Source organism: Collimonas arenae, assembly GCF_000786695.1.
GTDB classification, from domain to species: Bacteria; Pseudomonadota; Gammaproteobacteria; order Burkholderiales; family Burkholderiaceae_D; genus Collimonas; species Collimonas arenae_A.
In genome coordinates this window covers 1,471,804-1,496,308 of sequence record NZ_CP009962.1, presented here as the reverse complement: position 1 = coordinate 1,496,308, position 24,505 = coordinate 1,471,804, and the positions used below count along the sequence as shown (strand labels likewise).

The following is a 24,505-nucleotide window of genomic DNA, read 5'->3' as shown; positions in this document are numbered from 1 at the left end:
CTTGTCTTTCTAGTCACGTAGGGGTATCTAAAACAGAATATCAGCCACGCTTTCATGAAACAACTGGCAATTTTGATAGTTGTACGCAGCGTGCAATTCTCAAATCGACCGATGAATCTGAGGACAATGAAAAAAGGGCCTACTTTGGATAGGCCCTTTTTGCTGCAGCATGTTGTCTCACCCGCCCGTCGCAGGCGCGGTTGCGGTTACCCCTGCCCGGTTCAGGTCAGCGCCATCGCCGGATCGCTGACGCTGTGGGCGCCGGTTTCCATACGACCGGCAAAGCGCCGGACGAAGCCGCCAACAGGCACTGTCGCGGTGAAGTCATACCAGCAACCCTGGCTACCGACCGGCCAGTGCTGGTCAAGCTGCATGCCAGCTGGAACGTGGAAGGTCCATGGTCCGGCCTGGCGGTATGCATTGGGCTTGACTGTCACGACGCAGGATTTTTCGCCGCGGTTCATCATGGTCAGGCAGATCCGCTTGCTGAACAGGTCGTAGCTCAGTTTGACTTCCGGTACGGCCGTGTCTTCCGCATCCAGCACGGAGAGATTGCCCTGGAAGGCGCGGTGGAAGCCGTTCGGTCCGAGCACCCACAAATCGTAAGCGCCGCGATCCGCGCTCAGATCCCAGTTGTCCTGCCATTCCTTGCCTGCTTCCAGCGCGTAGCGGCGCGGCACACGGTCGAGGTGCAGGCGGTCGTAGACATGGAATACCGCTGCCGCTCTGCCGGTGTTACGGAAAGTCAGCACGATATCGTTGCGCCGGACGTGGGTGCGGGCATTGACGTGCAACTCATAAGGCAAGGCACGCGACGGCCGCACGCCTGCAGCCTGCATCGGCCACACCTGGGTGCCTTCGGACGGCAACGCCACTTGTTTCAGCTTCTCCTGCGCAGCGCGCACGGCATCTGCTTCTGCCTTGCTGCGTTTCGGCAGCGTCGGCAACACTTCATTGTTAGGATTGATAAAGTTGAAGGCAGACAGCAAGTCGCCGCAGACCGCTTTGCGGTAAGGACTGATGTTTTCTTCCCTGACGTGAAAGCGTGCTTCCAGGAAGCGCAGGATCGAGGTATGGTCGAACACTTGCGAGTTGACCCAGCCGCCGCGGCTCCACGGCGACACGACATACATCGGCACCCGCGGACCCGGGCCGTAGGGACGATTCTCGAACGTGGCGGACGCCTTGCTTGAAAAATATTCGCCGTCTGTGGAGATGGTGGAATGGCCTGCCAGTTCGCCATCCTGGTAACCAGGTGCGCATGGTGGCGGCACGTGATCGAAGAAGCCGTCGTTTTCATCGAAATTGATCAGCAGGACGGTCTTGCTCCATACCGCCGGATTGGCCGTCAGCGCATTCAACACTTCCTGCACATACCAGCCGCCTTGCACCGGGCTGGACGGTCCGGGATGTTCGCTATAGGTGGCGGGCGCCACGATCCAGGATACCTGCGGCAAGGTGCCGGCGCCGATGTCTTCCTTCAACGACGCCAGGAAGCCGCCATCCGGCATGGTGTTGCCGATACCCTTGAACAGCGGATTCGTGCTGTCGTCGCTCGCCTGCCAGGCCGGATAAGGCGCACCTGCGTTGTCGCCGCTGGCGACGTTGCCGCGCAGTTCATTGGCCTTGCGATAAGCGACGAAACCGGCCAGCGGATTGTCTGTGAAGTTGTCCGGCATGTTTTGGTAAACCTTCCACGACACGCCTTGCTTTTGCAGCCGTTCCGGATAGGTTTTCCAGCTATAGCTGGTTGGCGCGGTCGACACATCCAGTTGCTCTTGCGAGTTGTCGATGGCAGGACCACCCTTGTCGCCCGCAGGATTGTTGGTGCCTGACCAGTGGAACAGCCGATTGGTATTGGTGCCGCCGTGGAACGAGCAATGGTAGGCGTCGCACACTGTGAAGGCATTCGCCAGCGCAAACTGGAAATCCAGTTCGACCGATGTGTAATAACCCATCGACTGCGTCTGCTTGTAAGTCGGCCAGCTGTTCATGCGCCCCAGATCCCATGCTTCTTGCGCATTGTCATAGGTATGCGGCGTGCCGTTGACGCGCTGGGCGTTACCGAGCTTGCTATCCAGATGGTAAGGCAGGATCACCCGCGATTGCTTGCTGCTGTTGGTATAGGTCTGCTGCATCACGTTGCGATTGCCGGCCAGCGGAATCGGAAAGCGATCGGCAAAACCGCGCACGCCATGCAATGTGCCGAAGTAGTGATCGAAAGAACGGTTTTCCTGCATCAGGATGACCACGTGCTCGACGTCGCGGATCGTGCCGGTCTTGTTGTTGGCTGGGATCGCCAGCGCCTTGCGGATGGCTTCCGGAAAGGCCGCATTGGCGCCGGCAGAGTAAGCAGTGGCGGCAATGGTGGCGCCGGCGGTGCGTAAGAAATGGCGGCGGTTCTTGATGGTCATGGTTGTCCTGTTCTTTCCTGATATACGTATCTCTGGGTAGGGAATTGACGAGGCAATGCGGTGCTCGCTACTACTGTTGGTGCTGCTGAACGGTGATGCGGATGGAAAAACACATGCGATCTTCAGCGGCTTTTCCTGTTTCAAACATGCGATTGGCACTGGAGCAATTTTTGGATGGACGAAGTATCACGTTCAAATATGTCAGGCGTATGAAGGTTCTGTGACCGTTTTGTCACGATACTTGCCAGGTAACCGGAACAATCGCCGTTGCAGCGGCGAGACAGATATGGAAATTTGGTATCGCTACCGCCGAATCACGCGGGATCAGGCCGGAGCATGCAGCCAGGCAGGCATGCATCAATCCGCTGCAAGCCAGCAATGGCGGGGCTTGGCGCGGTGCTGGCGGAAGCACAAGAGCGATGCAGGATTCAATACCTGTGATACGGGATCACAGGATTTTTTGTCGTCTTATATAAGCAGCTGCTTATGTATAGCATTCAACTTTCCCAGGCAGGCGACGACACGCCGGTCCGGAACTGGAGAGCTTCGGACGACGGCCAGCAGCCAGATGCTTGAATCTTTCCCCTTCCCTTTCCCATAAAACAATTAGAAAACCTATCCATGACACCTTCAATCATGCCGATCAATATCGGCAATACGGCATTCATGCTTCTTTGCTCCAGCCTGGTGATGCTGATGACACCTGGACTGGCGTTCTTCTACGGCGGCCTGGTCGGACGCAAGAACGTGCTGGCGATCATGATGCAAAGCTTCATCTCGCTCGGCTGGACCACCGTACTGTGGTTCGCCTTCGGTTACTCGATGTGTTTCGGTCCTTCCTGGCACGGCATCGTCGGCGACCCGACCTACTATGCTTTCCTGCACGGGATCACGCTGTCCAGTATGTACACCGGTAACGATGCCGGTATCCCGCTGATTGTCCATGTCGCCTACCAGATGATGTTCGCGATCATCACGCCGGCGCTGATTACCGGCGCCTTCGCCAACCGCGTCACTTTCAAGGCGTATTTCCTGTTCCTCACCGGCTGGCTGATATTCGTCTACTTCCCGTTTGTCCATATGGTGTGGAGTCCGGACGGTTTGTTTGCGAAATGGGGCGTGCTGGATTATGCCGGCGGCATCGTGGTGCATAACACTGCCGGCTTTGCCGCGCTGGCGTCGGTACTGTATGTCGGCCGCCGTCAGAAAGTCGAACTGAAGCCGCACAACGTACCGCTGATCGCGCTTGGCTCCGGCTTGCTGTGGTTTGGCTGGTACGGTTTCAATGCCGGCTCGGAATTCCGGGTCGATGCGGTCACGGCATCGGCCTTCCTGAACACCGACGTCGCTGCCTCGTTCGGCGCCATTACCTGGTTGTTCATTGAATGGTTCTATCACAAGAAACCGAAATTCATCGGCCTGCTCACCGGCGGCGTCGCCGGCCTGGCGACGATCACACCGGCTGCCGGCTACGTCTCGCTCAGCACCGCCGCCATCATCGGCATTTGCGCTGGCCTGATTTGCTTCTACGCGGTGGCGCTCAAGAACCGGCTCGGCTGGGACGACGCGCTCGACGTCTGGGGCGTGCATGGGGTCGGCGGCATGGCCGGCACTATCCTGCTAGGTGTGTTTGCTTCCAAGGCGTGGAACGCCAACGGCGCGGACGGCCTGCTGCTGGGGAATACCTCATTTTTCTTCGCCCAGTGCGGCGCAGTGATCGTCTCCGGCGTCTGGGCCTTTGCCTTCACCTACGGCATGCTGTGGCTGATCAACCTGTTCACGCCAGTCAAGGTCGGCGCTGAAACACAGGACCGGATGGATGAAGACCTGCATGGCGAGGATGCTTACCTGCACGCCTGAGATTCACGGCTATTAACGAAAAAGCGGCATCCGAATGTTTCCGGATGCCGCTTTTTTTTGGGGAAGAACAGTGATTGCAGCTATTTCAGACGAATGCTACAGACCGGTTTCCAATGCGATCAATTCCGCCACAGTCTGGCGACGCCGTATCAAACGGTGCGCACCGCCCTCGATCAAGACTTCCGCCAGCAAAGGCCGGCTATTGTAGTTGGATGACATGGAAGCGCCGTAAGCACCTGCATCGTGAAACACCAGATAGTCGCCTACCCGCGCTTCCGGCATCGGACGCGGAGCGACAACGCCGCCGTCATGCTGGGTGAAGATATCTCCCGATTCGCACAGCGGACCGGCGACCACCGTCGGCCGCAACGCCGCCGCATCGCTTGAGCGTACGCTTTGCTCAATCACCGAGATGCCATGATAGCTACCGTACATGGCGGGCCGCATCAAATCGTTGAAACCGGCGTCAGCCAGCACGAAATGATTGCCGCCATTGTCCTTGACCGCACGCACTTCGGCGAGCAGAGCGCCCGCTTCTGCAACAAGGAAACGGCCTGGTTCGATTTCCAGCCGGACCGCGTGTCCCAGATGCGCCTCGATCTCTTTGCGCGCAGCGTCCCATAACGAGAAATAGTGCGCGCAATCGATGGGCTGCTCGCCCTCCTTGTAGGGAATCGACAGGCCGCCGCCGGCCGACACCGCCTCCAGCTCGCAGCCAAGCCGCTTGACGGTATCGACCATGGCGCCGCAGACCTGCTTCAGATGGCTGTAGTCGACGCCGGAACCGATATGCATGTGCAGACCGACCAGTTGCAGGCCGTGGTGCTGGATCACCTGCAAGGCGCGCTCCAGGTCTGTATGCCAGATGCCATGTTTGCTGTTCTCGCCGCCAGTGTTGGTTTTGGCGCTGTGGCCGTGGCCGAAACCCGGGTTGATGCGCAACCAGACGCGGTGGCCGGATTTGACTGCGCCAATCTGTTCCAGCATGTCGATCGAGCCTGCGTTGACTTCGATGCCGAGTTCGGTGACGCGCGCCAGGGTCGCCGCATCCAGCAAGTCTGCGGTAAACACCAGCCCCGCAGGCTCTCCCTGCGGGCTATAACCGGCTTGCAAGGCACGCTCGATCTCGCCCAATGACACGGCATCGACCATGACGCCCTGCTCGCGCATCAGCTTCAGGATATGTATATTCGAACAAGCCTTTTGCGCGAAGCGGATAACGTCAAACGCTTTCAGCTGTTGTATGCGGTCGCTGATCATCTGGGCGTCGTAGACCCAGAGCGGCGTGCCATATTGGCGGGCGAGGTCGGGAAACGTCTCTAGCAAAGCGGTATTCATGCCGGTTCTCCAAAAGCAATGAGGAATATGACCGAATGATCCGTTAAAATCATCATTCAATAAAATATCATTTATTTACCTATCTATTCATATTCGATATAGGATGAATATCCAGGGGGTAAGCAAAAATGTCCATCACGCTCAGGCACATCGAAGTATTCCGCGCAGTCATGACCACCGGCAGCGTCACCGCCGCCGCGGCGCTGCTGCGGACATCGCAACCGACTGTCAGCAGGGAACTGGCGCGTTTCGAATCGCTGGTCCGGATCAAATTGTTTGACCGCGTGCGCGGCCGCCTGGTGGCAACCGCCCCTGCGTTGACGCTGTATGAAGAAGTCCGCCGCTCCTACCTCGGACTGGAACGTATCGTCAGCATGGCGGGTTCGATACGGCAATTCGAACATGGCCAGCTGTCCGTGATCTGCCTGCCAACCTTTGCCCAAACGCTGCTGCCGGCCGCCTGCCGCCGCTTCCTGGACAAATTTCCCACAGTCGGACTGAGCATCACGCCCCAGGAATCGCCCTTGCTGGAGGAATCGCTCACCTCCCAGCGCTACGATATCGGCATCACGGAAACCGTCACGGCACCTGCCGCCACCCTGCAGACATTGTTGTTTTCAGGCGATATGGTGTGCGTGCTGCCGGACGGCCATCCGCTCTTGGCCAAACAAAAACTGACGCCCAGGGACTTTTCAGGGCAAAGCTTCATCAACCTGTCGCTGTTCGACGTCTATCGGCAGCAGCTGGACGAGGTATTCGAACGGCATGGCGTCGAGCGCCGCATGGTGATTGAAACCGCGAGTGCGGCATCGGTATGCGCCATGGTGCGGCAAGGCCTGGGGGTCGCCATCGTCAATCCGTTGACCGCCATGGATGAAACTGGCCGAGGCCTTCATTTGCGGCGCTTCTCCGAATCGATACCTTTCAACGTCAGTCTGGTAAGACCGGAACACAGGCCTTCTTCTATGCTGGCAGACGCCTTTGCAGACGCCATACAACAGCACTGCCGATTGCTGGCTGATGCTTTGAAGCGGGTGTTGCGAAAATCAGAATAAATCGGACTTTGATATCATCGCATCTATCAAAGTATCTAAGGCACGCAGCCGTCTAATCCCGCTCACTGACATTATGAAAATTTCATTGCTCTCCGATTTGCATCTGTCCGTGCATCCCATGGCCCCGCCGCAAACCGACGCCGACGTGGTGGTGCTGGCCGGCGATATCTGGCGGCCGGCGGAAGCCGTTGAATGGGCCAGGCAGTTCTCGGCGCCAACGCTTTTTGTCGCCGGCAATCATGAATTCTATGGACGCGACTTGACCGGCGCCGTGGCTGAGCTGCGCACCGCCGCCGCGGCAAGCAACGTGCATATCTTGCAGCAACAGAGCGTTGTGCTGGATGGCGTGCGTTTCCTGGGGTGCACGTTATGGAGCGATTTCAGGTTCTTCAGCAGCGAAGAACAGCGCCAGCTCGGCTTGCAGCAGGCAGTCGAACTGGTCAGGGATTTTTCGCGGATACGGGTAACGCCGGACTCGCCGGAGCCATTCACGCCAGCCGTTTCGCAACGCCTGTTCGACGACAGCGTAACCTGGCTGGAGCAGCAATTTTCACAACCGCACGACGGCCCCACCGTGGTCATCAGCCACCATGCGCCGAGTCCGCAAAGCGTGCATCCGAAATATGCCGGCTCGGCGTTGAATGCGTGCTTCGTTTCCGACCTTGAACAACAGATACTCAAATGGCAGCCGGCGCTCTGGCTGCATGGCCATCTGCACGACAGTTTCGACTATCGCATCGGCGCCACCCGTGTAGTGTGCAATCCGCGCGGTTATGCGCGGGCAGGCAAGCAGGAAAATCCTCTGTTTGATCCCTATCTGTCACTGACTGTCTGACCCCATTCCTCAATCCGAAACTCCCCCTAGCTGCACTGCAACTATTGACAGTAGTTAAATTCTCCGACGTCGGTAGAGTCGATGACAGCTAGGTGTTGCACTTGCCTGGCCAGTCTATCAACTAACTTTTGGAGTTTATGATGGCAGACATTCTTAAATATGGCGACAAGGTCCACCTCCTGAATGGCTATGACAATTGGGATGGCGGTTATCTGGACAGTTACGGCCATGCCGACCTTCCGGGCGCTAAATACGGCGTACTCACCGCTGCTTCGCCGACACGCGGCGAAGGTACTGGAACATGGCGGATAGAATCAGCGGAAGGAAAAGCGATCGGTAGCGAAGTGCTCAGCTGCGACTCTATCTATCTTTTCAATCTGTACCTCGGTGACGGCGGCTATCTTGGCACCTATGGGAATGCTGCAGCGCCTGAGCAATATGGCGTAGTTACTGCCAACAAGGCAGACCGGCCAGATGACGTGTTGACCTGGCGCGTATTTGCCGACTCCACTGACTCATATGACGGCAAGGTCAGAGTAGGCGACGTCGTGCACTTTCTGAACGACTACAACCGGACGCACGGCGGTTTTCTCGATACCTGCAACAAGGCAGGAAAACCTGATACAAAATACAGCGTGTATACCTCGCGCCTGCTAAACCGTGGCCTGAGCAGCGGCGCGACTTATGCCACCGGCGCCTGGAAATTTTCCAAAGCCTGACTTATCGATACGCGATATCGATATCCGATAATCTGACGGTAGAAAAGCGCACTTGCCGCTTGACTGGCCGCTGACGAAAGCTGAACTGGTTCAGGTACAAATAGTAGAAATATTAGCTCAGAAGATGACGTAACAGACTCTCATCCTCTGAGCTATTTAAGTGATCTTTTCGACCGCAATGTCGACCGTGCCTCATTCCTGCGATAGTCCTTCCTGGCTTATTTAGCGATTTCAATCACCACCTTGCCAAAGTGCCCGGCCTGCTCCAGAAGGCTGTAGGCTTCGCGCGTTTTCTGGAACCAAAATACCAGGCCCACCACCAGCCGTATCGCCACGACTTCCAGGAAACAGCTGAGATCTTCAAGCATGCTGCTGCTACCGACAGAAATCCGACAGGCGCTTTTGCAACGGCCGCCTGCGAAAACGGCCGCAGATGAAAGAAAGCTATTTTCCAAGTACGCCGAATTGCCAGGCAAAAAACACCGCCAATCCAACCATGATGGTCAGCAGCTGGCGGCGGGTCGTCGCACACACCACAACAGCGGCAATGGCGGCGATCAATTGCGGATTGCGCCAAGTCAGCTCAAGACCCTTCCCATGCGGCGCCAGCACCATTGGTACGATGATCGCCGTCAGCACTGTCACCGGGACAAAGGCCAGCGCTTCTTTCAGCCAGATTGGAAAAGCAGCACGGTCACCCAGCATAAAAATCGCGGCCTTGATGAAGACGGTGATCAGCGCCATGCCGACGATCATCAATGTGTACATCATGCTTTGCTCCCTTTCTTTGCAGCACTCCTGAGCGCCTGCCAGTGCGATATTCCCAGTCCGACGGCGACGCCGGCCAGGATCGCGGCCATCAAGCCGAGCTTGTACGGCAGATCGCGCAGGAACCAGGCGCACGCGCCGGCAGAGATGGCTGCCGCCAGTTGCGGAAAACGAAACAGCTGCGGCACCACGATGGCGATGAAGGTCGCCACCATGGCAAAGTCCAGGCCCAGCGTTTGCAGTTGCGGAAACGCCTCGCCGAACACCAGGCCGATCAACGTCCATAGCTGCCAGTTGCCATACATGGCCAGGCCGGACCCCAGGAAATACCAATGGCCTTGCGGCGTATGCCCGTGCTTGAGATAGTAGGCGTTCATCACGGCGAAGGTTTCATCGGTCAGCAGGAAACCAAGCAGGAAGCGCCAGCGCGCCGGCAAATGGCTGACATGCGGCAGCAGCGTTGCTGCATAGAGCATGTGGCGTAAGTTGACGATGAAGGTCGCCATCCAGATCACCAGGATTCCGGTCTGCGCCGCCGCCAAGCCCACCGCAATGAACTGGCTGGAGCCGGCGAACACGCTCAGCGACATGAATTGCCCCTGCCATGCCGCCAGCGGGCCGGCGGCGATCAGTGCCCCGAAAATGACGCCGAATGGCGCAGCGCCAACCAGCATGGGAAGACTATCGCGGGCGCCGGCGGAGAAACTTGAAAATCGCTTGGCAGGAGAAGACAGATGCGGCATGGACGATTCCTTTGACAAGCAGGCATCTTAATGTCAAGCGCCACTTTAGGCTAGTATGTTATTGCTACGTAGATGGCGATTGCATCAACCTTCACTATCAGGGAGTTTTCTTGAAAATCATCGGTCTCATTGGCGGTATGAGCTGGGAATCGACCGTTCCCTACTATCGCCAGATCAACGAAACCATCAAAGAGCAGCTAGGCGGCTTGCATTCCGCGAAAATCATCATGTATAGCGTCGATTTCCATGAGATTGAGCGCCTGCAGCATAGCGGCGACTGGGATGCCGCGGGAGCGCTGTTGGCCGATGTCGCGCGCGCACTGGAACGGGCTGGCGCAGATTTCCTGGTGCTGTGCACAAACACCATGCATAAGCTGGCGTCTGAGATTGAAGCTGCAGTTAGCATCCCCTTGTTCCATATCGCCGATCCTACTGCTGACGAAATCAAACAAGCCGGGTTTACCAAGGTGGGTGTACTCGGCACGCGCTTCACCATGGAGCAGGATTTTTACAAGGAACGGCTGCGCGAACGCCACGGCCTGCAAGTGGTGGTGCCAACGCCACAAGATCGTGAGATCGTGCATCGCATCATCTACGAAGAACTATGCCTGGGGAAAATACGCGAGGAATCGCGCGCCGAATATCGTCGTGTAATGACGCAATTGATCACACAAGGTGCGCAGGCAATCATCCTGGGTTGCACCGAGATATCGCTGTTGGTGGGCCCGCAAGATTGCGCGGCACCTCTGTTTGACACTACCAGAATTCATGCTCGCAGGGCGGCGCTTTGGGCGCTTGCCGATACCTGATGCCGGTCGCTGGCGCGCCTGCCTGAATGCAAGATTAGTTGCAAACAGAATCAGTTTTGTGCGCCAGCCAACTTAGCGACGATTTTCGCACAATCGCTGCCCGGCCCCTCCCTGTAAGGCTTTCCAGGCGTTAGCCAGCACTTCGCAGAGGTTTTGTGTGATTGTTGCAAGCGATTGAAACTTTACATTCGCGCTTTTTTGAACAAAAATAAAAACCGTCAGTAATTCACTTTTTAATTTTGATAGTGGTGGTTTTGACATGCTGCTGCTGTCTGACGGAGAAAATATGTTACTCAGACATACACTGATGGTTACAGCATTTACAATGATCGCAGTCGCGGGCTGCAAGAAAGCCGATGATCAGAATGCACCAGCGGCAGCGCCGGCAACACCACCGGCGATGGCGCCGGCACCAGCGCCAGCCCCCGCCCCTTCCACCCCGGCACCTGCGGCGTCAACGCCAGATACCACCGCTCCGGCTGCCAGCAGCTCCGGCAGTTCGGGCAGCTGATGATCCCAATGCGACGGCCGCCTTGTGCGGCCATCGTTGTATTTGCAATTTTGCCATCGCAGAAAAACACCGGCCCGTGTAAGAAATTATTTTTATAGCAATGCATAACTGCGGTGTCAGTGGAATCCTACAGCAGAAGAAGGAATCCGCCGATGCCATAAGCCGCTTTCAGCTGCGACTATGAGTACGTGGAATCACCACCACATCCTCGAAGGAGATGGCGATGGCTTACGTATTGAATAGTTATGTCCGCAGTGAAAAAAGCACTGCAAACAAGAAGGCAGCGGTCATCACCGGCATGCGCGGCGAGAGCAAAGGCGACGTTATCCGGCTTGGCACGCAAAACCTTACCTCCCTCAGAATTGCTGGCCTATATGGCCACAACCCTCTGCAAAACCAACTACTCGCGTCTCTCCCCGCTGACGATTTCAGGCGCTTGCAAGCACATCTCGAATTTGTCGCGATGCCGTTTGGGATAACCGTCTGCGAGGCCGAGAGTCAGATGCGGCATATCTATTTCTTGACCAGCAGCATCGTCTCCTTATTTCACGACATGAAAGACGGTAGCTCTGCAGAAACCGCAATCATCGGCAACGAAGGCGTACTGGGCGTCGCGCTGTTCATGGGCGACGGCAAGAGCATAAACCGGGCGTCCGTAAAGAGCGCCGGATATGGATTCCGTCTGAAGGCAAGCATGCTGATGGAAGAATTCGCACGCGGCGGCGCCTTGCAACTGCAACTGCTGCGCTACACTCAAACGTTGCTTACGCAAATGTCGCAGACCGCCGTCTGCAATCGCCATCACAGCGTGCCGCAGCAATTATGCCGTAGCCTGTTGCTGACGCTGGACCGTTTGCCGGGCAATGAAATCAGCGTTACCCAGAATGCGATTGCCGCCATGCTGGGAGTACGCCGTGAATCGGTCGCAGAAGCGGCCGGCAAGCTGCAGGAAGAAGGATTGATCCAATATACGCGGGGACACCTGACGGTGCTCGACAGAAGCGGCCTCGAAGCCAGGGCATGCGAGTGCTATCACAACCTCAAACATGCTCCTCATGAGATGTTGGCTGAGAAGCAGGCATCGTAAACAGTCTCCGCTCCGGCTTGAAAAAATATTGCCTCGAGAACCCATGAGCCGATAAGACGATGAGCCGATGCGACCGGCATATCAGACTCAGATAATAAAAATCCAGCGGACCTGTCAAGCCGCTGGATTTTTTTAATCGCGCTTATTGCACCAGGCTAGATCGCTGGATCAATTCGCTTCGGGCTTTGTGACGTCGCCGGCAACTGCTTCACCGTCCGGTCCTACATGCATATCCAATACCTTGGTTAGGAATCCCCAGCGATCAGCCACCTCTTCTATCTGTTTCGTGGTCGGCTTGCCTGCGCCATGTCCGGCCTTGGTATCGATCCGTATCAGCACCGGCGCCGCGCCAGCCTGATCGGCCTGCTCGGTCGCGACGAACTTGAAGCTGTGCGCCGGCACCACGCGGTCATCGTGATCGGCAGTAGTCACCAGCGTCGCCGGATAACATGTGCCAGGTTTCAGGTTATGCAACGGCGAATAGGCATACAAGGCCTTGAACTCATCGGCGTTGTCGGACGAACCGTAGTCGGAAGTCCAGCCCCAGCCGATGGTGAATTTATGGAAGCGCAGCATGTCCATCACACCGACTTGCGGAATCGCCGCGGCAAACAGATCCGGCCGTTGCACCATGGTGGCGCCCACCAGCAAACCGCCATTGCTGCCGCCGCCGATGGCCAGCTTTTGCGGCGATGTGTATTTGTTGGCGATAAGCCATTGCGCTGCGCCGATGAAATCATCGAACACATTTTGCTTGTGCAGCTTGGTGCCGGCTTCATGCCAGGCTTTGCCGTACTCGCCTCCACCGCGCAGGTTCGGCAAGGCGTAGACGCCGCCCATTTCCATCCATGCTAGGTTAGCGACGGAAAATGCCGGCGTTAGCGAAATATTGAAGCCGCCGTAACCATACAGATAGGTCGGGTTGCTGCCATCCAGCTTGATGCCTTTTTTCGAGACGATGAACATCGGCACTTTAGTGCCATCCTTGCTGCTGTAGAACACCTGGCGCGTTTCAAAGGCACTCGGATCGAAATCGACTTTCGGCTGGCGGTACAAGCTGCTCTTGCCGCTGGCCAGGTCGTAGCGATAGATGGCCGCAGGCGTGGTGAAACCGGTAAACGAATAGAAGGTTTCCTTGTCGCTACGCTTGCCGCCGAAACCACTGGCCGAACCGATGCCTGGTAAAACGACCTCGCGTATCAGCTTGCCGTCCAAAGAAAATACCTTGATCTGGCTACGTGCGTCTTTCAGGTAATCCAGCACCAGACGCTGGTCGACCAGGTTTGCGCCCTGCAAGGTTTGCTCCGCTTCCGGCACGATCACTTTCCATTTGGCGGCTTGCGGCTGGCGCGTATCGATCGCAATCACACTGCCCTTGGGCGCATCTTTGTTGGAGTTAAAGAAAAACACCGGGCCATCGTTGTCGATGAAATCGTAGGATGCGTCGAAATCGTCGAGCAGCGGCTGCATGGCTGCATTTTTTTTGCTCAGGTCTTTGTAGTACACCCGGTTCTTTTGCTCAGTGCCTTGCGAGATGCTGACGATCAGGTATTTGCCGTCGTCGGTAACATGCCCGGCAAAACCCCATTCCTTCTGGTCCGGTCGGTCATAAACGAGGACGTCGTCGGATTGCGGCGTGCCCATTTTATGAAAATACAATTTCTGGAAATAGTTGACGTCGGCCAGTTTGGTGGCCTCTTTCGGTGCGTCATAGCGACTGTAGAAAAAACCGGAACTATCGTGGGCCCAAGAGGCGCCGGAGAATTTCACCCATTGCAAATGATCGGCCGTATCCTTGCCGCTCTCGATGTCGCGCACCTTCCATTCGTTCCAGTCGGAACCCGAAGCGGCAGTGCCGTAAGCCAGGTATTTACCGTTCGGGCTGACCGCAATGCCGGCCAGCGCCACGGTGCCGTCGGCTGCCAGCTTGTTGGGATCCAGCAGCAGACGCGGCTCGTCGTTGATCTGTTTGACGGTATATAACACTGCCTGGTTTTGCAGGCCGTCGTTACGGCTGTAGAAATAGCGGCCACCTTCTTTGAAAGGCACGCTGAAACGCTCATAGTTCCACAGTTTGGTGAGGCGATCACGGATCGCCTTGCGCGCCGGAATCGTCTCCAGATAACTTTGCGTCAGCTTATTCTGCGCATCGACCCAGGCCTTCGTATCGTCGCCGTTGGCGTTTTCCAGCCAACGATAAGGGTCCGCTACCTTGACGCCATGATAGTCGTCTGTCTGATCGATTTTTTTGCTGGTTGGGTAAGTAAGAGTCTGGGCGCTGGCGGGGCATTGCTGGGCGATACTGGCGCCGCTGGCGAGGAAGGCGGATAAGGCAAGTGCGTGTTTGAGATACATGTTTTGTCCGTTGTGATTTGGGGTGAAATCAGGCTAGCAAAGGGTCATGCCGTTATCAGGGCCTGCTGGTAAGCGGGCGATGATTTTTTTGTACAATTTAAACTTTTCCAAAAGCAACTATGCTATCTTGCAACACCAGTATGTAACATACTGTAGTGCATGTCGATCCGTATTCAACAGACAGTCGTACCTAAACCTTTAGAGACAAAGAAAATACGCCATGAAAACACTGCTGATTTGCTCCCTGATCCTACCTCTTGTAGCCGCTTGCGCCACCGGCCCGGATCAAGACAGCGCCGCCGATGCGAGACAAGAAACTGTGTATAGAACCGGTAGCCTGATACCAACCAAGAAAAATCCGAATCTCGCGGTTGACACGCTTAACAATGAGCAAGCACGCGACATGATTGGCCCGCCCAATGTACCTAAGGCACCTGGCCAGTAAGGACCCTGCTCCAGCGATATGACAAATGCTGGATAACAAAAAAACCGCTCATCGAATGAGCGGTTTTTTTAATCAACATGCCCGTTCAATTTTCCCGCTCACATCAATTGATTGGGTGATTCACTTGCATCACCCATAAGCGCGCCAAGTCGGCGACGCCATCCGTACCTTGCACCGATTTGAAAGTTTGGATCGCCTTGTCTTTCTGTCCGGCCATCTGATAGGCAATTCCCAGATGCAGCTTGGCGTCCTCGCCATGCTTGACGCCGCTCTTCTTGAGCCCGTCTTCCATCAACCCCAGGCCTTTGTCAAACTGACCTGTCGTAACCAATGCATAGCCGAGATTAATCTGGCCTGTACCCTCCTTCGATGCGGATACCGAAGCTTCGCTTTGCGCCATAGTTTTCAAGTCGTCGGCGGCAGCCTTGTTGGCCTGATCGCGCAGACGCTTTTGCTTGGCCGCGTCTGGACCACTTCCCAGCAATCCTGCCTGATAGCCTTGATCCAGAACCCTCTTGGCCTCGGCAGGGAAACCCGCCAGCAGCGCCAGTTGCGCCATATCGGTGTACTCGGTGCTTGTCTGCAGTTGCGTGGTAGCGGCTTTCAGACGATAGACATCGAGTATCAGACGATCAGAAAATCCAGGTTTACTTTGGACGCGGTTAAGTAAATCAGCCCAGTATTCCTTCTTCGGATAATAGGTATTCAGTTTTTCCAAGACCGTAAGATAAGCTGCCTTGTCGTTGGTCTTCAGTGCACAGCTGATCAGTAATTTCAGGTTCAGTTCGCTCGGCGTACGGCCAGCGCTTTCATCTGCGGCAATGTCTGCCTGCAACTCGCTGGTGGCGCGTGGGATGTCGTTGCTCAGATAGTAGGACTGAATCAATAATGTCCGGGTCTGAGGATTGCTGCCGCCTTCTTTCAGCGAGCGCGATAGCCAGGTAATAGCCTTCGGATAATTTTGCGCATCGTAATACATGCTGCCCAGGGCAAGTACGATCTTGGCCTGATCGGCGGGCGCCAGGCGTCCCGAGGCAATCACGGCATTAAAGGATTTCTCAGCAAGATCACCATCTCCGGCGCTTGCTGCGGCCGCGCCGCGCATACGGTCGATAGTGAAGGTTTCAAACGGCGTTTTATCGCCGACAGCATCTGTTTCCGCTATTTTTGCCAGCGCTTCTTTGTATTTTTGCTCTTTGAGCAAGGCCTGCGCCGCCTGCAATGGCAAACCTATCTCAGGACGTACGGTTTCGGCTTTCGCTTTATCTGCATCATCTGCGGCATAAGCCGCCGAAGTCAGTCCGACAACAGGAAGCATGGTGTTGAGCCCGACTGCGGCCAACAGTACCAGCATAGGGGCAAAGCGTAATTTGGACATAGCTATTCTTTCAATCGAAAACGAAAATAGGCAGGTGGAAACCTGCCTATTTTCTATTGCGGAAAACAAGTACTATTTATTACTCCATGAACTGCTCGTTACCGACGATGCCGATCTTGGTGACGCCCAGGCGTTGCGCCGATGCCATCACGGCAGCGACCGACTTGTACTCCACCAGTTTGTTCGGACGCAGGTGGACTTCATCGATATTGCCGCCAGCGACGACTTGCTTCAGCTTGCCTTCCAGCTCGGCCCGGCTTGCCATCGGCGTACCGTTCCACATCACCGTGCCGGTTGGATCGATATCCACCGTATCGACCACTGGCAAAGCCAGTGGCGGCGGCGGATTACCGGTCGGCATGTTCAGCTTGATCGCGTGATTCTGGATCGGAATCGTGATGATCAGCATGATGATCAGCACCAGCATGACGTCAATCAGCGGCGTCATGTTCATTTCCATCATCGGTTCCGGATCATTGGCGTTGCCGCCGGATGAGCCTACATTCATACCCATTTGATGCTCCTCATGTTTGAGACTTCCTGCATGGTCAGTCGGGGACAGCGCATCCATCGCTCTTCAGCGCTTGATGAACTGTCCCGCAATTGATCAGTTGCGTGCAGGCGGTTCGGTAATGAACCCGATCTTGGCGATCCCTGCCCGCTGCGCAGTCAGGATCACCTTGCCGATATATTCATACTTGGTTTGCTGGTCGCCGCGGATATGCAGCTCCGGTTGTGGCACGATAACTGCCACTTCCTTCAGTTTCGCCAGCAACGTCGTGGTGTTCGGCACCAGCTGCTCGTTCCAGAACATGTCGCCTTGCTTATTGACCGCCAGATTGATGTTCTCCGGCTTGGTCTTATAAGGTTCGTCAAATTCGTTCGGCAACTTCACTGGAATCGTATGGGTCACCACCGGGATCGTAATCAGGAAGATGATCAGCAAGACCAGCATGACGTCGACCAGCGGCGTCGTGTTGATCGTGCCGATCACTTCGTCTTCGTCCCCATCAGAGCCGAGTGACATCGCCATGATTAGCCAACCTTTTTATTGATATGCGAAACCTGGACCGCCGAGCTCGAGGACATCACGCCGCTCAGCAGCACCGAGTGCAGGTCGGCGCTGAACGAACGGATTTCTTCCATTGCGCTCTTGTTGCGGCGAACCAGCCAGTTGTAACCCAACACCGCAGGCACAGCCACTGCCAGACCGATTGCGGTCATGATCAGCGCTTCACCCACTGGACCGGCAACTTTGTCGATCGATGCCTGGCCGGCGATACCGATCGCTGTCAGCGCGTGGTAAATACCCCAGACGGTACCGAACAGACCGACGAACGGTGCAGTTGAACCGACGGTTGCCAGGAAGGCCAGGCCGTCTTGCAGGCGGCTTTGTACTTTCTCAACCGAGCGCTGGATCGACATGGTGACCCAGGTGTTCAGGTCGATTTGTTCCAGCAGGGCGCCGTCGTGGTGTTCGGTCGAATTCAAACCGTTTTGCGCGATGAAGCGGTAGGCGCTGTTTGGCTTGAGGCCGTCAACACCGGCTGCAACCGTAGCGGCTTTCCAGAATGTCTTTTTAGCGTTGCTGGCTTGACCCATCAACTTCACTTGCTCGAGCAGCTTGGTGATGATGATGTACCAGCTACCCATCGACATCAGCACCAGGATGATCAGGGTACCGCGGGCAACGAAGTCGCCACCTTTCCACAGGGCGTCCAGGCCGTATGGGTTATTGACTGTTTCGTGATCGGCGGGAGCCGGTGGCGGAACTGGGGTATCTACCAGCGATGCTGCTGCAGCGTCTGCAGCTTTAGGTGCATCGGCGGCCGGTGCGGAGGTAGCGGCAGCAGGTGCAGATGCTGCGGCAGGAGTTTGGGCGATTGCTGCCAGCGGCGAGATCGTCATTGCAGAGATCATCAGGGCTGCAGCCAGGGCGGATAAGCGATTACGAGTGGTAGACATACTAATACTCCAAATTTTATAAATTAGATTGCTAGGATAACGAATAAGGTAGTGGTTCTACACTTTGATTATTCCAGCTTCCAGACATACTGCATCTTTGTCGTTGACTGCACAGGTTTACCGTCGGCCATGGCCGGGGTGAAATGACACAGGCTCCAGGCTTTCACCGTGGCTCTGTCCAGTTCCTTGAAACCACTGCCCTTTTCAACCGAAGAATCAACCACGTTACCATCAGCGCCGATAGTCAGCTTGACAGTTACTGTGCCCTCTTCTTCATTGCGCAATGAAGTTCTTGGATACTCCGGTTTTTCGCAATTTCCAGCAATTTTTGCACTGGTATGCGAAGGTCCTGCCTCACCGGTAGTTGATGGTTGCGCTACGGAAGTAGGCAGATCATTGGTGGGTGGTTTGACGTTTGTGACAGCTGCAATCACATTGTCTGTTGGCGGCGGCGTTACCTTGACCTCTGGTGGAGGTACGAACGGCGGTGGCGGCGCGACCGATTTTGGCGGTGGCGGCACAACCTGCTTCGGTGGTGGTGGTGGCGGTGGCGGCGGTTTGATCTCCTCGATGATCTTGGTTTCGACCGGTTGCTGAATCACTTCAACAACTTTACGGGCGAGCCCAGTAACCAACGCATAAACGAGAGCTACATGCAGAAGAACAACCACGCTGATACCAACCACATTCTTGGAAGGGTTTCTCCCATCCTGCGTGAAATCCATGCCTCTTTCCTCCGATACTACATTATTCAATTGCCAAAACCACATGCAATTCGATGAATGATACTGGCTGGTCAAAGCACTCGCAAAAATCGTGCCCTGGCCCTTTATAGTGCAAATTGGCACGGAAGCAATTTAAGCCTCCGCGCCAGTTTGCGATCACTATATTACAAGCATCGCGACCAAATTAGAACTTATAAGAACCAGTTAAATACAACTGACGTCCAAGTGGGTCGGTATAGCGGGCATCGTAACCAACCTGGTTACCGCCGCCGGCATTGATCAAAGACAATGGTGGGGTACGATCAAACAGGTTTTTGATACCTGCAGTAATCACGAAACCCTTTTTCACTGTCATCTTGGTTTGCCAGTCAAACGTAGTGTAAGACGCCACGTCATGGTTAGGCATCGCCACAAACGCACCGTATGAACCATCAGGATTGACGATACGAACTGCCGCATTGTCAGCTGTATAGCGCTGGTCATGGTAACCGGAACGGTAGTTGACGGCCAGGGAATGGGTCCATGTATCGGACTGTTTCCACGAAGCTGCCAGGCGCGAGATGATGCGGAACACAACCTGTTGATCCGAACCGTACTTGCCGACGTCACTTTGAATACCATTACCTGGGATATTCTGTTCGGCCTTCAGCATATAAGTACCGGTCCATTGCAGGCTCATATCGCCAACCGGCGTTTTGGTCCTGTAGCTATGATCCCAGTCGATACCTTGGTACGAAGCACTGGCCAAGTTGACCGGCGTTTGCAGCAGGGCAACTGTTGGTCCGATAGCTGGATCGTTGTATAGCGTCAGGTAGTTCGAATACGCAGCTGGATTAGCGAACGGCAACGACTCCGGCAGGAACACGATTTGGTTCTTGATATTGACGCGCCACAGATCGAAACCGATCGACAGATTGCGGATCGGCTCCAGACGGAAACCAATCGTGCTCTGAGTCGATGTTTCTGGCTTCAAACCAGCAGAACCAGTTTGGCCATTACCACCTTGCAGCACATCGTACTGAGACGTGCCTTGGCAACCTGCCGCACGTGGGTCAGGTGGGGAAAATGGGCAGTTGTAGGTGCCTGCAGTAACACCAAAAGGCGACAGCGGGTTAGTGATTTGCGACAGGTTAGGAGCCCTGAAGCCTGTGCCGTAGGAACCGCGCAGCAGGAAGGAATCTACAGGCTGCCAACGTGCCGAAATTTTGTACGTGGCTTTGCTTGCAGAGTTGCCTTGCGTTGCCGAAGCAATCGGATTGCCGTTGATATCAAAGTTCGCATTGTTTTTCGCCGCATCATAACTGTCGTAACGCAGCGCGCCTGTCAGGTCCAGGTTCTTCGCCACCGGCACCAGCAATTCGGTGAAGGCGCCGTAGTTCTTGCGGCTTGCATCGATTGGCAGCTGGCCGGCGTTACCGCCAATCATGAAGTCGGTGTAATTAGGCTGGAGCGCATTCGTCCCCATCAAAATCGCACTTGGGCTCAGGCTATACTGCTCTCTTGCAACTTCAGCGCCTAGACCAATCTGCGCTGTGCCTGCCGGCAATGTGAACAAGTCATGCGAAGCATGCAGGTTCAACACATCCAGCTTGGTGGTCGATTTGTTCAGTTCCTGGTGCAGAACGGCTGGGGCCAGTACGCCCGCAGATGATCCGGGAGCCGCGAAAGGATCGAAATTACCTGCCGCAACGATGTTGTTGAACGCATTGTTGCTGAGGTAACCGCCGGTCGCCGTGTCGGTCCAGGTATTTTGCGAATGGGTAAAGGACGCATTGTAATCCCATCCGTAGGCATTACCATCCACCCCGAACGCCATGTGCAAGGCATTTGTCTTGTACTCGTCGGTACGACCGCCAGCATCGACCAGGCGCATGTTCATCGTTGCACCAGTCACATCACCCGGATTGATTCCCAGCTGTCCCAGATAAGGCGTGACGTATTTGTTGTACAAAGCGCTGCCAGGCGTCAGCTGCAAGCCTTGGGCTGCCGGTGCGTATTGCGGATCGATCTTGAAGCTCGAGGCCACCAATTCACCGAACAGTGTGGTATTGCTATTGAGCTTGAAATTACCGGATGCCACAAAGCTGTCGCGTGTCGATTTCGGAATCAGCTCCACTGTCGACGCGTAATTGTATTTGCAATACTGGCCGGACAGGAAAGTGTTCGGCGCGCAATGGCCGGTTTGCAGATAATTGGGCGAGAACTGCGTTACGGTGTTGCCGCCGTTACTTTTCAGCGTCACGCCAGCTGGTGCCGTGTAGCTGCTCAGCTGGTATAGCGAGTATTGCTGGCCGCCTACGCTGAACGGTACCAGGCCGGAATTGGAAAAACTGCGCTGGCTCGCCTCCAGGTTGGCCTGTTCGTCGTGGCTGTAAGACAGCATGACGTTGTAGCCATCCTTGTCCAGATCACCAAAACCTTTGGTAATGCCGACGTTATAGCTCTTGCCGCCAGACTTGAGGGGCGAATTGTAGCCGCCTGTGACTGTAAGGTCGGTCGAGTTCTTTTTCAAAATGAAGTTGACCACGCCGCCAATCGCATCGGAACCGTATAGTGCGGAAGCGCCGTCGGTCAGGATTTCAACACGTTCGACAGCAGACAGCGGGATGCTGGCCAGATTGACCGCGGAATCCTGCGAGCGCGCGATTCGGCGGCCGTTCAGCAGCACCAATGTGTACGCTGAGCCAATGCCGTGGATGGAAGCTGTTTCCAAGCCACCACCGCTACCGTTGACCGAACTCGATTGCGGGACGAAGCCCTGCATCGAAGGTAAAGCCTGGACCAGATCGGCAACGCTGGTGGCGCCAGTCTTTGCGATATCGTCCTGGGTCAGTGTCTGCACTGGCAGCGCACCTTCCTTGTTGATTCGTTTGATTGACGAGCCAGTAATTTCGACCCGTTGTATTTGCTGCGGTGAATCGTCCGTCTTTGTCTCCTGCGCCTGCACTGAGTGGGCCAACAGACCTAGCCCCACAGCTACGCCGCCTGAAAACATCAGTCGCAGCGAACGTGGCAATCCCCGTTCCTTCATCATAACCAAACTCCCTATGGGTAAAAGTTAGAGTTGAAATTTAAGTTTTTGTAGTAAATCTAAGTACGATTTGTTAATCGCCTTCTGAGCGATGCGTCAAAAATCTTTTGCACAACAACGACCAAAAAGCAGATTTTTTTCGCGTGTAAAACATTACTGCACGAGCGTTTCCCTGAACCCAATTTGTGATTGTTTGCCAAGAATATTCTCGCGAACAGCTACAAGCAAAAAATATGCCACAAGTTTTAATGCAGCTAAAATAGTGTATCCTAAAAAAAATAAAAACAGCATTTAATTTGGGCAACGCCTGCGAACTGTTGCTTATATACGCCAAATAACAAATACGCATATGGGTATAAGCAAATACATAGAGGTCGATTTAGCGCGGTATCCAAGCCATTTTCGGCCTAAAATGCGAAACCTTTAGCTGCCGAGAGGCAAGAAAATAGAGACGGGATTATGTGGAACTTTAAGCAAATAAAGCAATCGTGCATTGCACCAATAATGCTCATTAGTTGTATCGCAGGTGCAGCATTTCCTGCTCAAGCTGGCAACAATCCGGCGGATCCGTCCAAAGTGGTGCGTGTGGCGTTGCAGGCTGCGGATGATGGTTTTGATATGGTGCGCACGTATAACGCCTATTCCGCCTGGATAAGCGAAGCCATTTTCGAGCGCTTGCTGACCTATGATTATCTTGCCCGTCCGGCCAAGCTGGTACCAGGAACTGCGGAGGCTATGCCGGAAGTCAGCGATGGCGGCAAGACCTATGTCTTCCACATTAAAAAGGGAATTTATTTCGCTCCTGATCCTGCATTCAAGGGCATTCGTAGAGAGCTGACCGCTCAGGATTACGCCTACACTTTCAAGCGCTTCCTCGATCCAAAGAATCGATCGCCCTCAGCCAACGTCTTGCAAGGCAAGATTCTTGGCATGGATGAATTAATCGCAGCGGCTATGAAAAGCGGCCATTTTGACTACGATGCGCCGCTGGCGGGTTTGAAGACTCCCGACCGCTACACCTTACAGATCACGCTCAAGGAGCCCGACTACAACTTCCTGTACATCATGGCGTTTATTTCATTAGGCGCTCAGGCACACGAAGTCATCGACACCTACGGTGATCGCACACCGGCGCATCCGGTCGGCACCGGCCCTTACATGCTGCAGGAATATGTACCACGCAGTAAAATCGTGCTGGTCGCCAATCCTGAGTACCGCGGCTATATCTGGGATTTCAAATCGTCTGGATCCGCATGGGACGATCAGCTGGTACACGACATGAAGGGCAAGAAAATGCCACAGGTCGGCCGCGTTGAAATCAACATCATCGAAGAAGAACAATCGCGCTGGCTAGCCTTCCAGGGTAAACAACTGGACTTTGACTTCCTGCCGCAGGCTGCGGCGCCAACAGTTTTGGACGGGAACAAACTCAAGCAGTCCTTTATCGATGAAGGCATTCGCCTGGACACCGTGACCGAACCTGGCGTCGTCTATACCTTCTTGAACTTCAAAGATCCCCTGATCGGCGGCACCAGTCTTGAAAAAATTGCTCTGAGGCGCGCAATCGCGATGTCTTACAGCATCAAGGATGAGATAACCCAGGCGCGCCTCGGCTTGGCGGTAAAAGCCGAAATGGCGATCCCGGAAGGCGTCATTGGACATGATCCAAACTACCGCAACAGCATCTCCTACGATCCGGTGCTGGCAAACAAATTGCTAGACCACTTTGGCTATAAGCGTGGCGCCGATGGTTACCGTACCCTGCCAGATGGCAAACCTCTGACCTTGGATATCGCAACAGAAGCAAGCGCGATCAGTACGGTTTTCTCGGAAATATGGAAGCGCGGACTCGACAAGATCGGCATTCGCGCCAATTTCAAGGTAAGCAATTTTGCCGACAACCTGAAGGCGGCAACTGAATGCAAACTGATGATGTGGAACGGATCATGGACAGCGGACTATCCGGAAGGGGATAACTTCATGCAACTGCTTTACGGCCCCAATGTGGGACAGGGGAATAACGGTTGTTATAGTTCGCCCGCTTACGATGCCCTGTACGTCAAGGCTAAGGCTTTGCCGCCAGGACCGGAACGCAACCAGCTATACATTGACATGAGTCGCCAGATGGAAGCCGATACTGCCTGGGTGCTATCAACGTCGCGTTTGCGCAACTGGATGATCCGGCCTTGGATCAAGGGTTTCAAGCGTCATCCAATCCTGCAGGCCGACTGGGAATATCTCGATGTTGAAAAACACTGATAGATTATCTAACGGCGTATCTATCTTTTTGCACGGGATTCTGTAGTATGCCGCCTTAACCTGGAACACAAGGCCGTCAACGGCCGTAAAAGTAGCTAAAACAGGAGACAACCCACATGAACAGGTTTCAATTAGACAGAGCAGGCATACACTATTCAATCTTAATGGATAGCCAAGTATTACCCAGTTAAAAAAGTAAAAGTCGCAC

At 55.0% G+C, this 24,505-nt stretch carries 23 protein-coding genes; 9 read left to right on the top strand and 14 right to left on the bottom strand.

The annotated features are described in order from the left end of the window. Positions 1 to 221 precede the first annotated feature (221 nt). Together LT85_RS06755 and LT85_RS26465 are read right to left on the bottom strand one after the other, a co-directional pair. Positions 222 to 2,414: a phosphocholine-specific phospholipase C gene (locus tag LT85_RS06755; protein ID WP_038486845.1), complete on the bottom strand. Its 2,193-nt coding sequence runs from the start codon at positions 2,412 to 2,414 to the stop codon at positions 222 to 224. A 232-nt stretch (positions 2,415 to 2,646) separates the two neighbouring features. Then, positions 2,647 to 2,826: a hypothetical protein gene (locus LT85_RS26465; protein WP_156117456.1), complete on the bottom strand. Its 180-nt coding sequence runs from the start codon at positions 2,824 to 2,826 to the stop codon at positions 2,647 to 2,649. 209 nt (positions 2,827 to 3,035) lie between these two features. On the opposite strand from LT85_RS26465, the gene LT85_RS06750 reads away from it, so the two are divergent. Continuing rightward, positions 3,036 to 4,274, top strand: a complete 1,239-nt coding sequence (locus tag LT85_RS06750) for an ammonium transporter (protein ID WP_216595046.1) — start codon at positions 3,036 to 3,038, stop codon at positions 4,272 to 4,274. Positions 4,275 to 4,370: 96 nt separating this feature from the next. Here LT85_RS06750 and lysA read toward each other — a convergent pair whose 3' ends face one another. After that, a complete protein-coding gene (lysA, locus tag LT85_RS06745; RefSeq protein WP_038486839.1) occupies positions 4,371 to 5,612 on the bottom strand; it encodes a diaminopimelate decarboxylase in 1,242 nt (413 codons plus the stop codon). Positions 5,613 to 5,740: 128 nt separating this feature from the next. Here lysA and LT85_RS06740 point away from each other — a divergent pair, with 128 nt between their 5' ends. The 3 genes from LT85_RS06740 to LT85_RS06730 all read left to right on the top strand — a co-directional run bounded on the left by LT85_RS06740 (position 5,741) and on the right by LT85_RS06730 (position 8,221). Continuing rightward, complete coding sequence (locus LT85_RS06740; RefSeq protein ID WP_038486834.1) at positions 5,741 to 6,667, top strand: LysR family transcriptional regulator; 927 nt, start codon at positions 5,741 to 5,743, stop codon at positions 6,665 to 6,667. A gap of 73 nt (positions 6,668 to 6,740) precedes the next feature. Further along, positions 6,741 to 7,502, top strand: coding sequence for a metallophosphoesterase (locus LT85_RS06735; RefSeq protein WP_038486831.1), 762 nt, complete (start codon positions 6,741 to 6,743; stop codon positions 7,500 to 7,502). Positions 7,503 to 7,639: 137 nt separating this feature from the next. Further along, entirely contained in the window at positions 7,640 to 8,221 is a 582-nt protein-coding gene (locus LT85_RS06730; RefSeq protein ID WP_216595045.1) for a hypothetical protein, read from the top strand. A 218-nt stretch (positions 8,222 to 8,439) separates the two neighbouring features. Here the strand turns inward: LT85_RS06730 and LT85_RS26460 are convergent, their stop codons facing one another. The 3 genes from LT85_RS26460 to LT85_RS06715 all read right to left on the bottom strand — a co-directional run bounded on the left by LT85_RS26460 (position 8,440) and on the right by LT85_RS06715 (position 9,732). Further along, positions 8,440 to 8,589: a zinc-binding dehydrogenase gene (locus tag LT85_RS26460; RefSeq protein WP_156117455.1), complete on the bottom strand. Its 150-nt coding sequence runs from the start codon at positions 8,587 to 8,589 to the stop codon at positions 8,440 to 8,442. Between the two features lie 76 nt (positions 8,590 to 8,665). Next, the gene (locus tag LT85_RS06720) at positions 8,666 to 8,992 is read right to left on the bottom strand and encodes an AzlD domain-containing protein (RefSeq protein WP_038486822.1); all 327 of its coding nucleotides are present in this window, start codon (positions 8,990 to 8,992) and stop codon (positions 8,666 to 8,668) included. Further along, positions 8,989 to 9,732, bottom strand: coding sequence for an AzlC family ABC transporter permease (locus LT85_RS06715; protein ID WP_038486819.1), 744 nt, complete (start codon positions 9,730 to 9,732; stop codon positions 8,989 to 8,991). Before LT85_RS06715 ends, LT85_RS06720 begins: the two co-directional genes overlap by 4 nt. Positions 9,733 to 9,842: 110 nt before the next feature. On the opposite strand from LT85_RS06715, the gene LT85_RS06710 reads away from it, so the two are divergent. Continuing rightward, on the top strand, positions 9,843 to 10,541 hold the full coding sequence (locus tag LT85_RS06710; RefSeq protein ID WP_038486816.1) for an aspartate/glutamate racemase family protein: 699 nt from the start codon (positions 9,843 to 9,845) through the stop codon (positions 10,539 to 10,541). A gap of 72 nt (positions 10,542 to 10,613) precedes the next feature. On the opposite strand, the gene LT85_RS26455 is transcribed toward LT85_RS06710, so the two are convergent. After that, on the bottom strand, positions 10,614 to 10,802 hold the full coding sequence (locus LT85_RS26455) for a hypothetical protein (protein ID WP_156117454.1): 189 nt from the start codon (positions 10,800 to 10,802) through the stop codon (positions 10,614 to 10,616). Between the two features lie 64 nt (positions 10,803 to 10,866). On the opposite strand from LT85_RS26455, the gene LT85_RS25845 reads away from it, so the two are divergent. Then, the gene (locus LT85_RS25845; RefSeq protein WP_253273685.1) at positions 10,867 to 11,052 is read left to right on the top strand and encodes a hypothetical protein; all 186 of its coding nucleotides are present in this window, start codon (positions 10,867 to 10,869) and stop codon (positions 11,050 to 11,052) included. A 223-nt stretch (positions 11,053 to 11,275) separates the two neighbouring features. Next, complete coding sequence (locus tag LT85_RS06700; RefSeq protein ID WP_437177284.1) at positions 11,276 to 12,139, top strand: Crp/Fnr family transcriptional regulator; 864 nt, start codon at positions 11,276 to 11,278, stop codon at positions 12,137 to 12,139. A gap of 168 nt (positions 12,140 to 12,307) precedes the next feature. Here LT85_RS06700 and LT85_RS06695 read toward each other — a convergent pair whose 3' ends face one another. Next, positions 12,308 to 14,494 carry a prolyl oligopeptidase family serine peptidase gene (locus tag LT85_RS06695; RefSeq protein ID WP_172656951.1) on the bottom strand — a complete coding sequence of 729 codons (2,187 nt, stop codon included), beginning with the start codon at positions 14,492 to 14,494 and terminating at the stop codon, positions 12,308 to 12,310. A gap of 220 nt (positions 14,495 to 14,714) precedes the next feature. On the opposite strand from LT85_RS06695, the gene LT85_RS06690 reads away from it, so the two are divergent. Next, positions 14,715 to 14,939 (top strand): hypothetical protein, encoded by a 225-nt coding sequence (locus LT85_RS06690; RefSeq protein ID WP_038486810.1) that lies wholly within the window; start codon positions 14,715 to 14,717, stop codon positions 14,937 to 14,939. Positions 14,940 to 15,042: 103 nt separating this feature from the next. Here the strand turns inward: LT85_RS06690 and LT85_RS06685 are convergent, their stop codons facing one another. From LT85_RS06685 to LT85_RS06660, 6 genes are all read right to left on the bottom strand, one after another. Next, positions 15,043 to 16,317: a tetratricopeptide repeat protein gene (locus LT85_RS06685; protein ID WP_038486807.1), complete on the bottom strand. Its 1,275-nt coding sequence runs from the start codon at positions 16,315 to 16,317 to the stop codon at positions 15,043 to 15,045. A 79-nt stretch (positions 16,318 to 16,396) separates the two neighbouring features. Further along, positions 16,397 to 16,831: an ExbD/TolR family protein gene (locus tag LT85_RS06680; protein WP_156117452.1), complete on the bottom strand. Its 435-nt coding sequence runs from the start codon at positions 16,829 to 16,831 to the stop codon at positions 16,397 to 16,399. Between the two features lie 93 nt (positions 16,832 to 16,924). Then, positions 16,925 to 17,350, bottom strand: coding sequence for an ExbD/TolR family protein (locus LT85_RS06675; RefSeq protein WP_038486804.1), 426 nt, complete (start codon positions 17,348 to 17,350; stop codon positions 16,925 to 16,927). Between the two features lie 2 nt (positions 17,351 to 17,352). Continuing rightward, positions 17,353 to 18,282 (bottom strand): MotA/TolQ/ExbB proton channel family protein, encoded by a 930-nt coding sequence (locus tag LT85_RS06670; protein ID WP_038486801.1) that lies wholly within the window; start codon positions 18,280 to 18,282, stop codon positions 17,353 to 17,355. A gap of 68 nt (positions 18,283 to 18,350) precedes the next feature. Then, on the bottom strand, positions 18,351 to 19,007 hold the full coding sequence (locus LT85_RS06665) for an energy transducer TonB (protein ID WP_038486799.1): 657 nt from the start codon (positions 19,005 to 19,007) through the stop codon (positions 18,351 to 18,353). A 184-nt stretch (positions 19,008 to 19,191) separates the two neighbouring features. Next, entirely contained in the window at positions 19,192 to 22,041 is a 2,850-nt protein-coding gene (locus LT85_RS06660; RefSeq protein ID WP_038486796.1) for a TonB-dependent receptor domain-containing protein, read from the bottom strand. Positions 22,042 to 22,542: 501 nt separating this feature from the next. Between LT85_RS06660 and LT85_RS06655 the strand changes: the two genes are divergently transcribed. Then, positions 22,543 to 24,297, top strand: a complete 1,755-nt coding sequence (locus tag LT85_RS06655) for an ABC transporter substrate-binding protein (protein ID WP_253273684.1) — start codon at positions 22,543 to 22,545, stop codon at positions 24,295 to 24,297. The last annotated feature ends 208 nt before the right edge of the window (positions 24,298 to 24,505 follow it).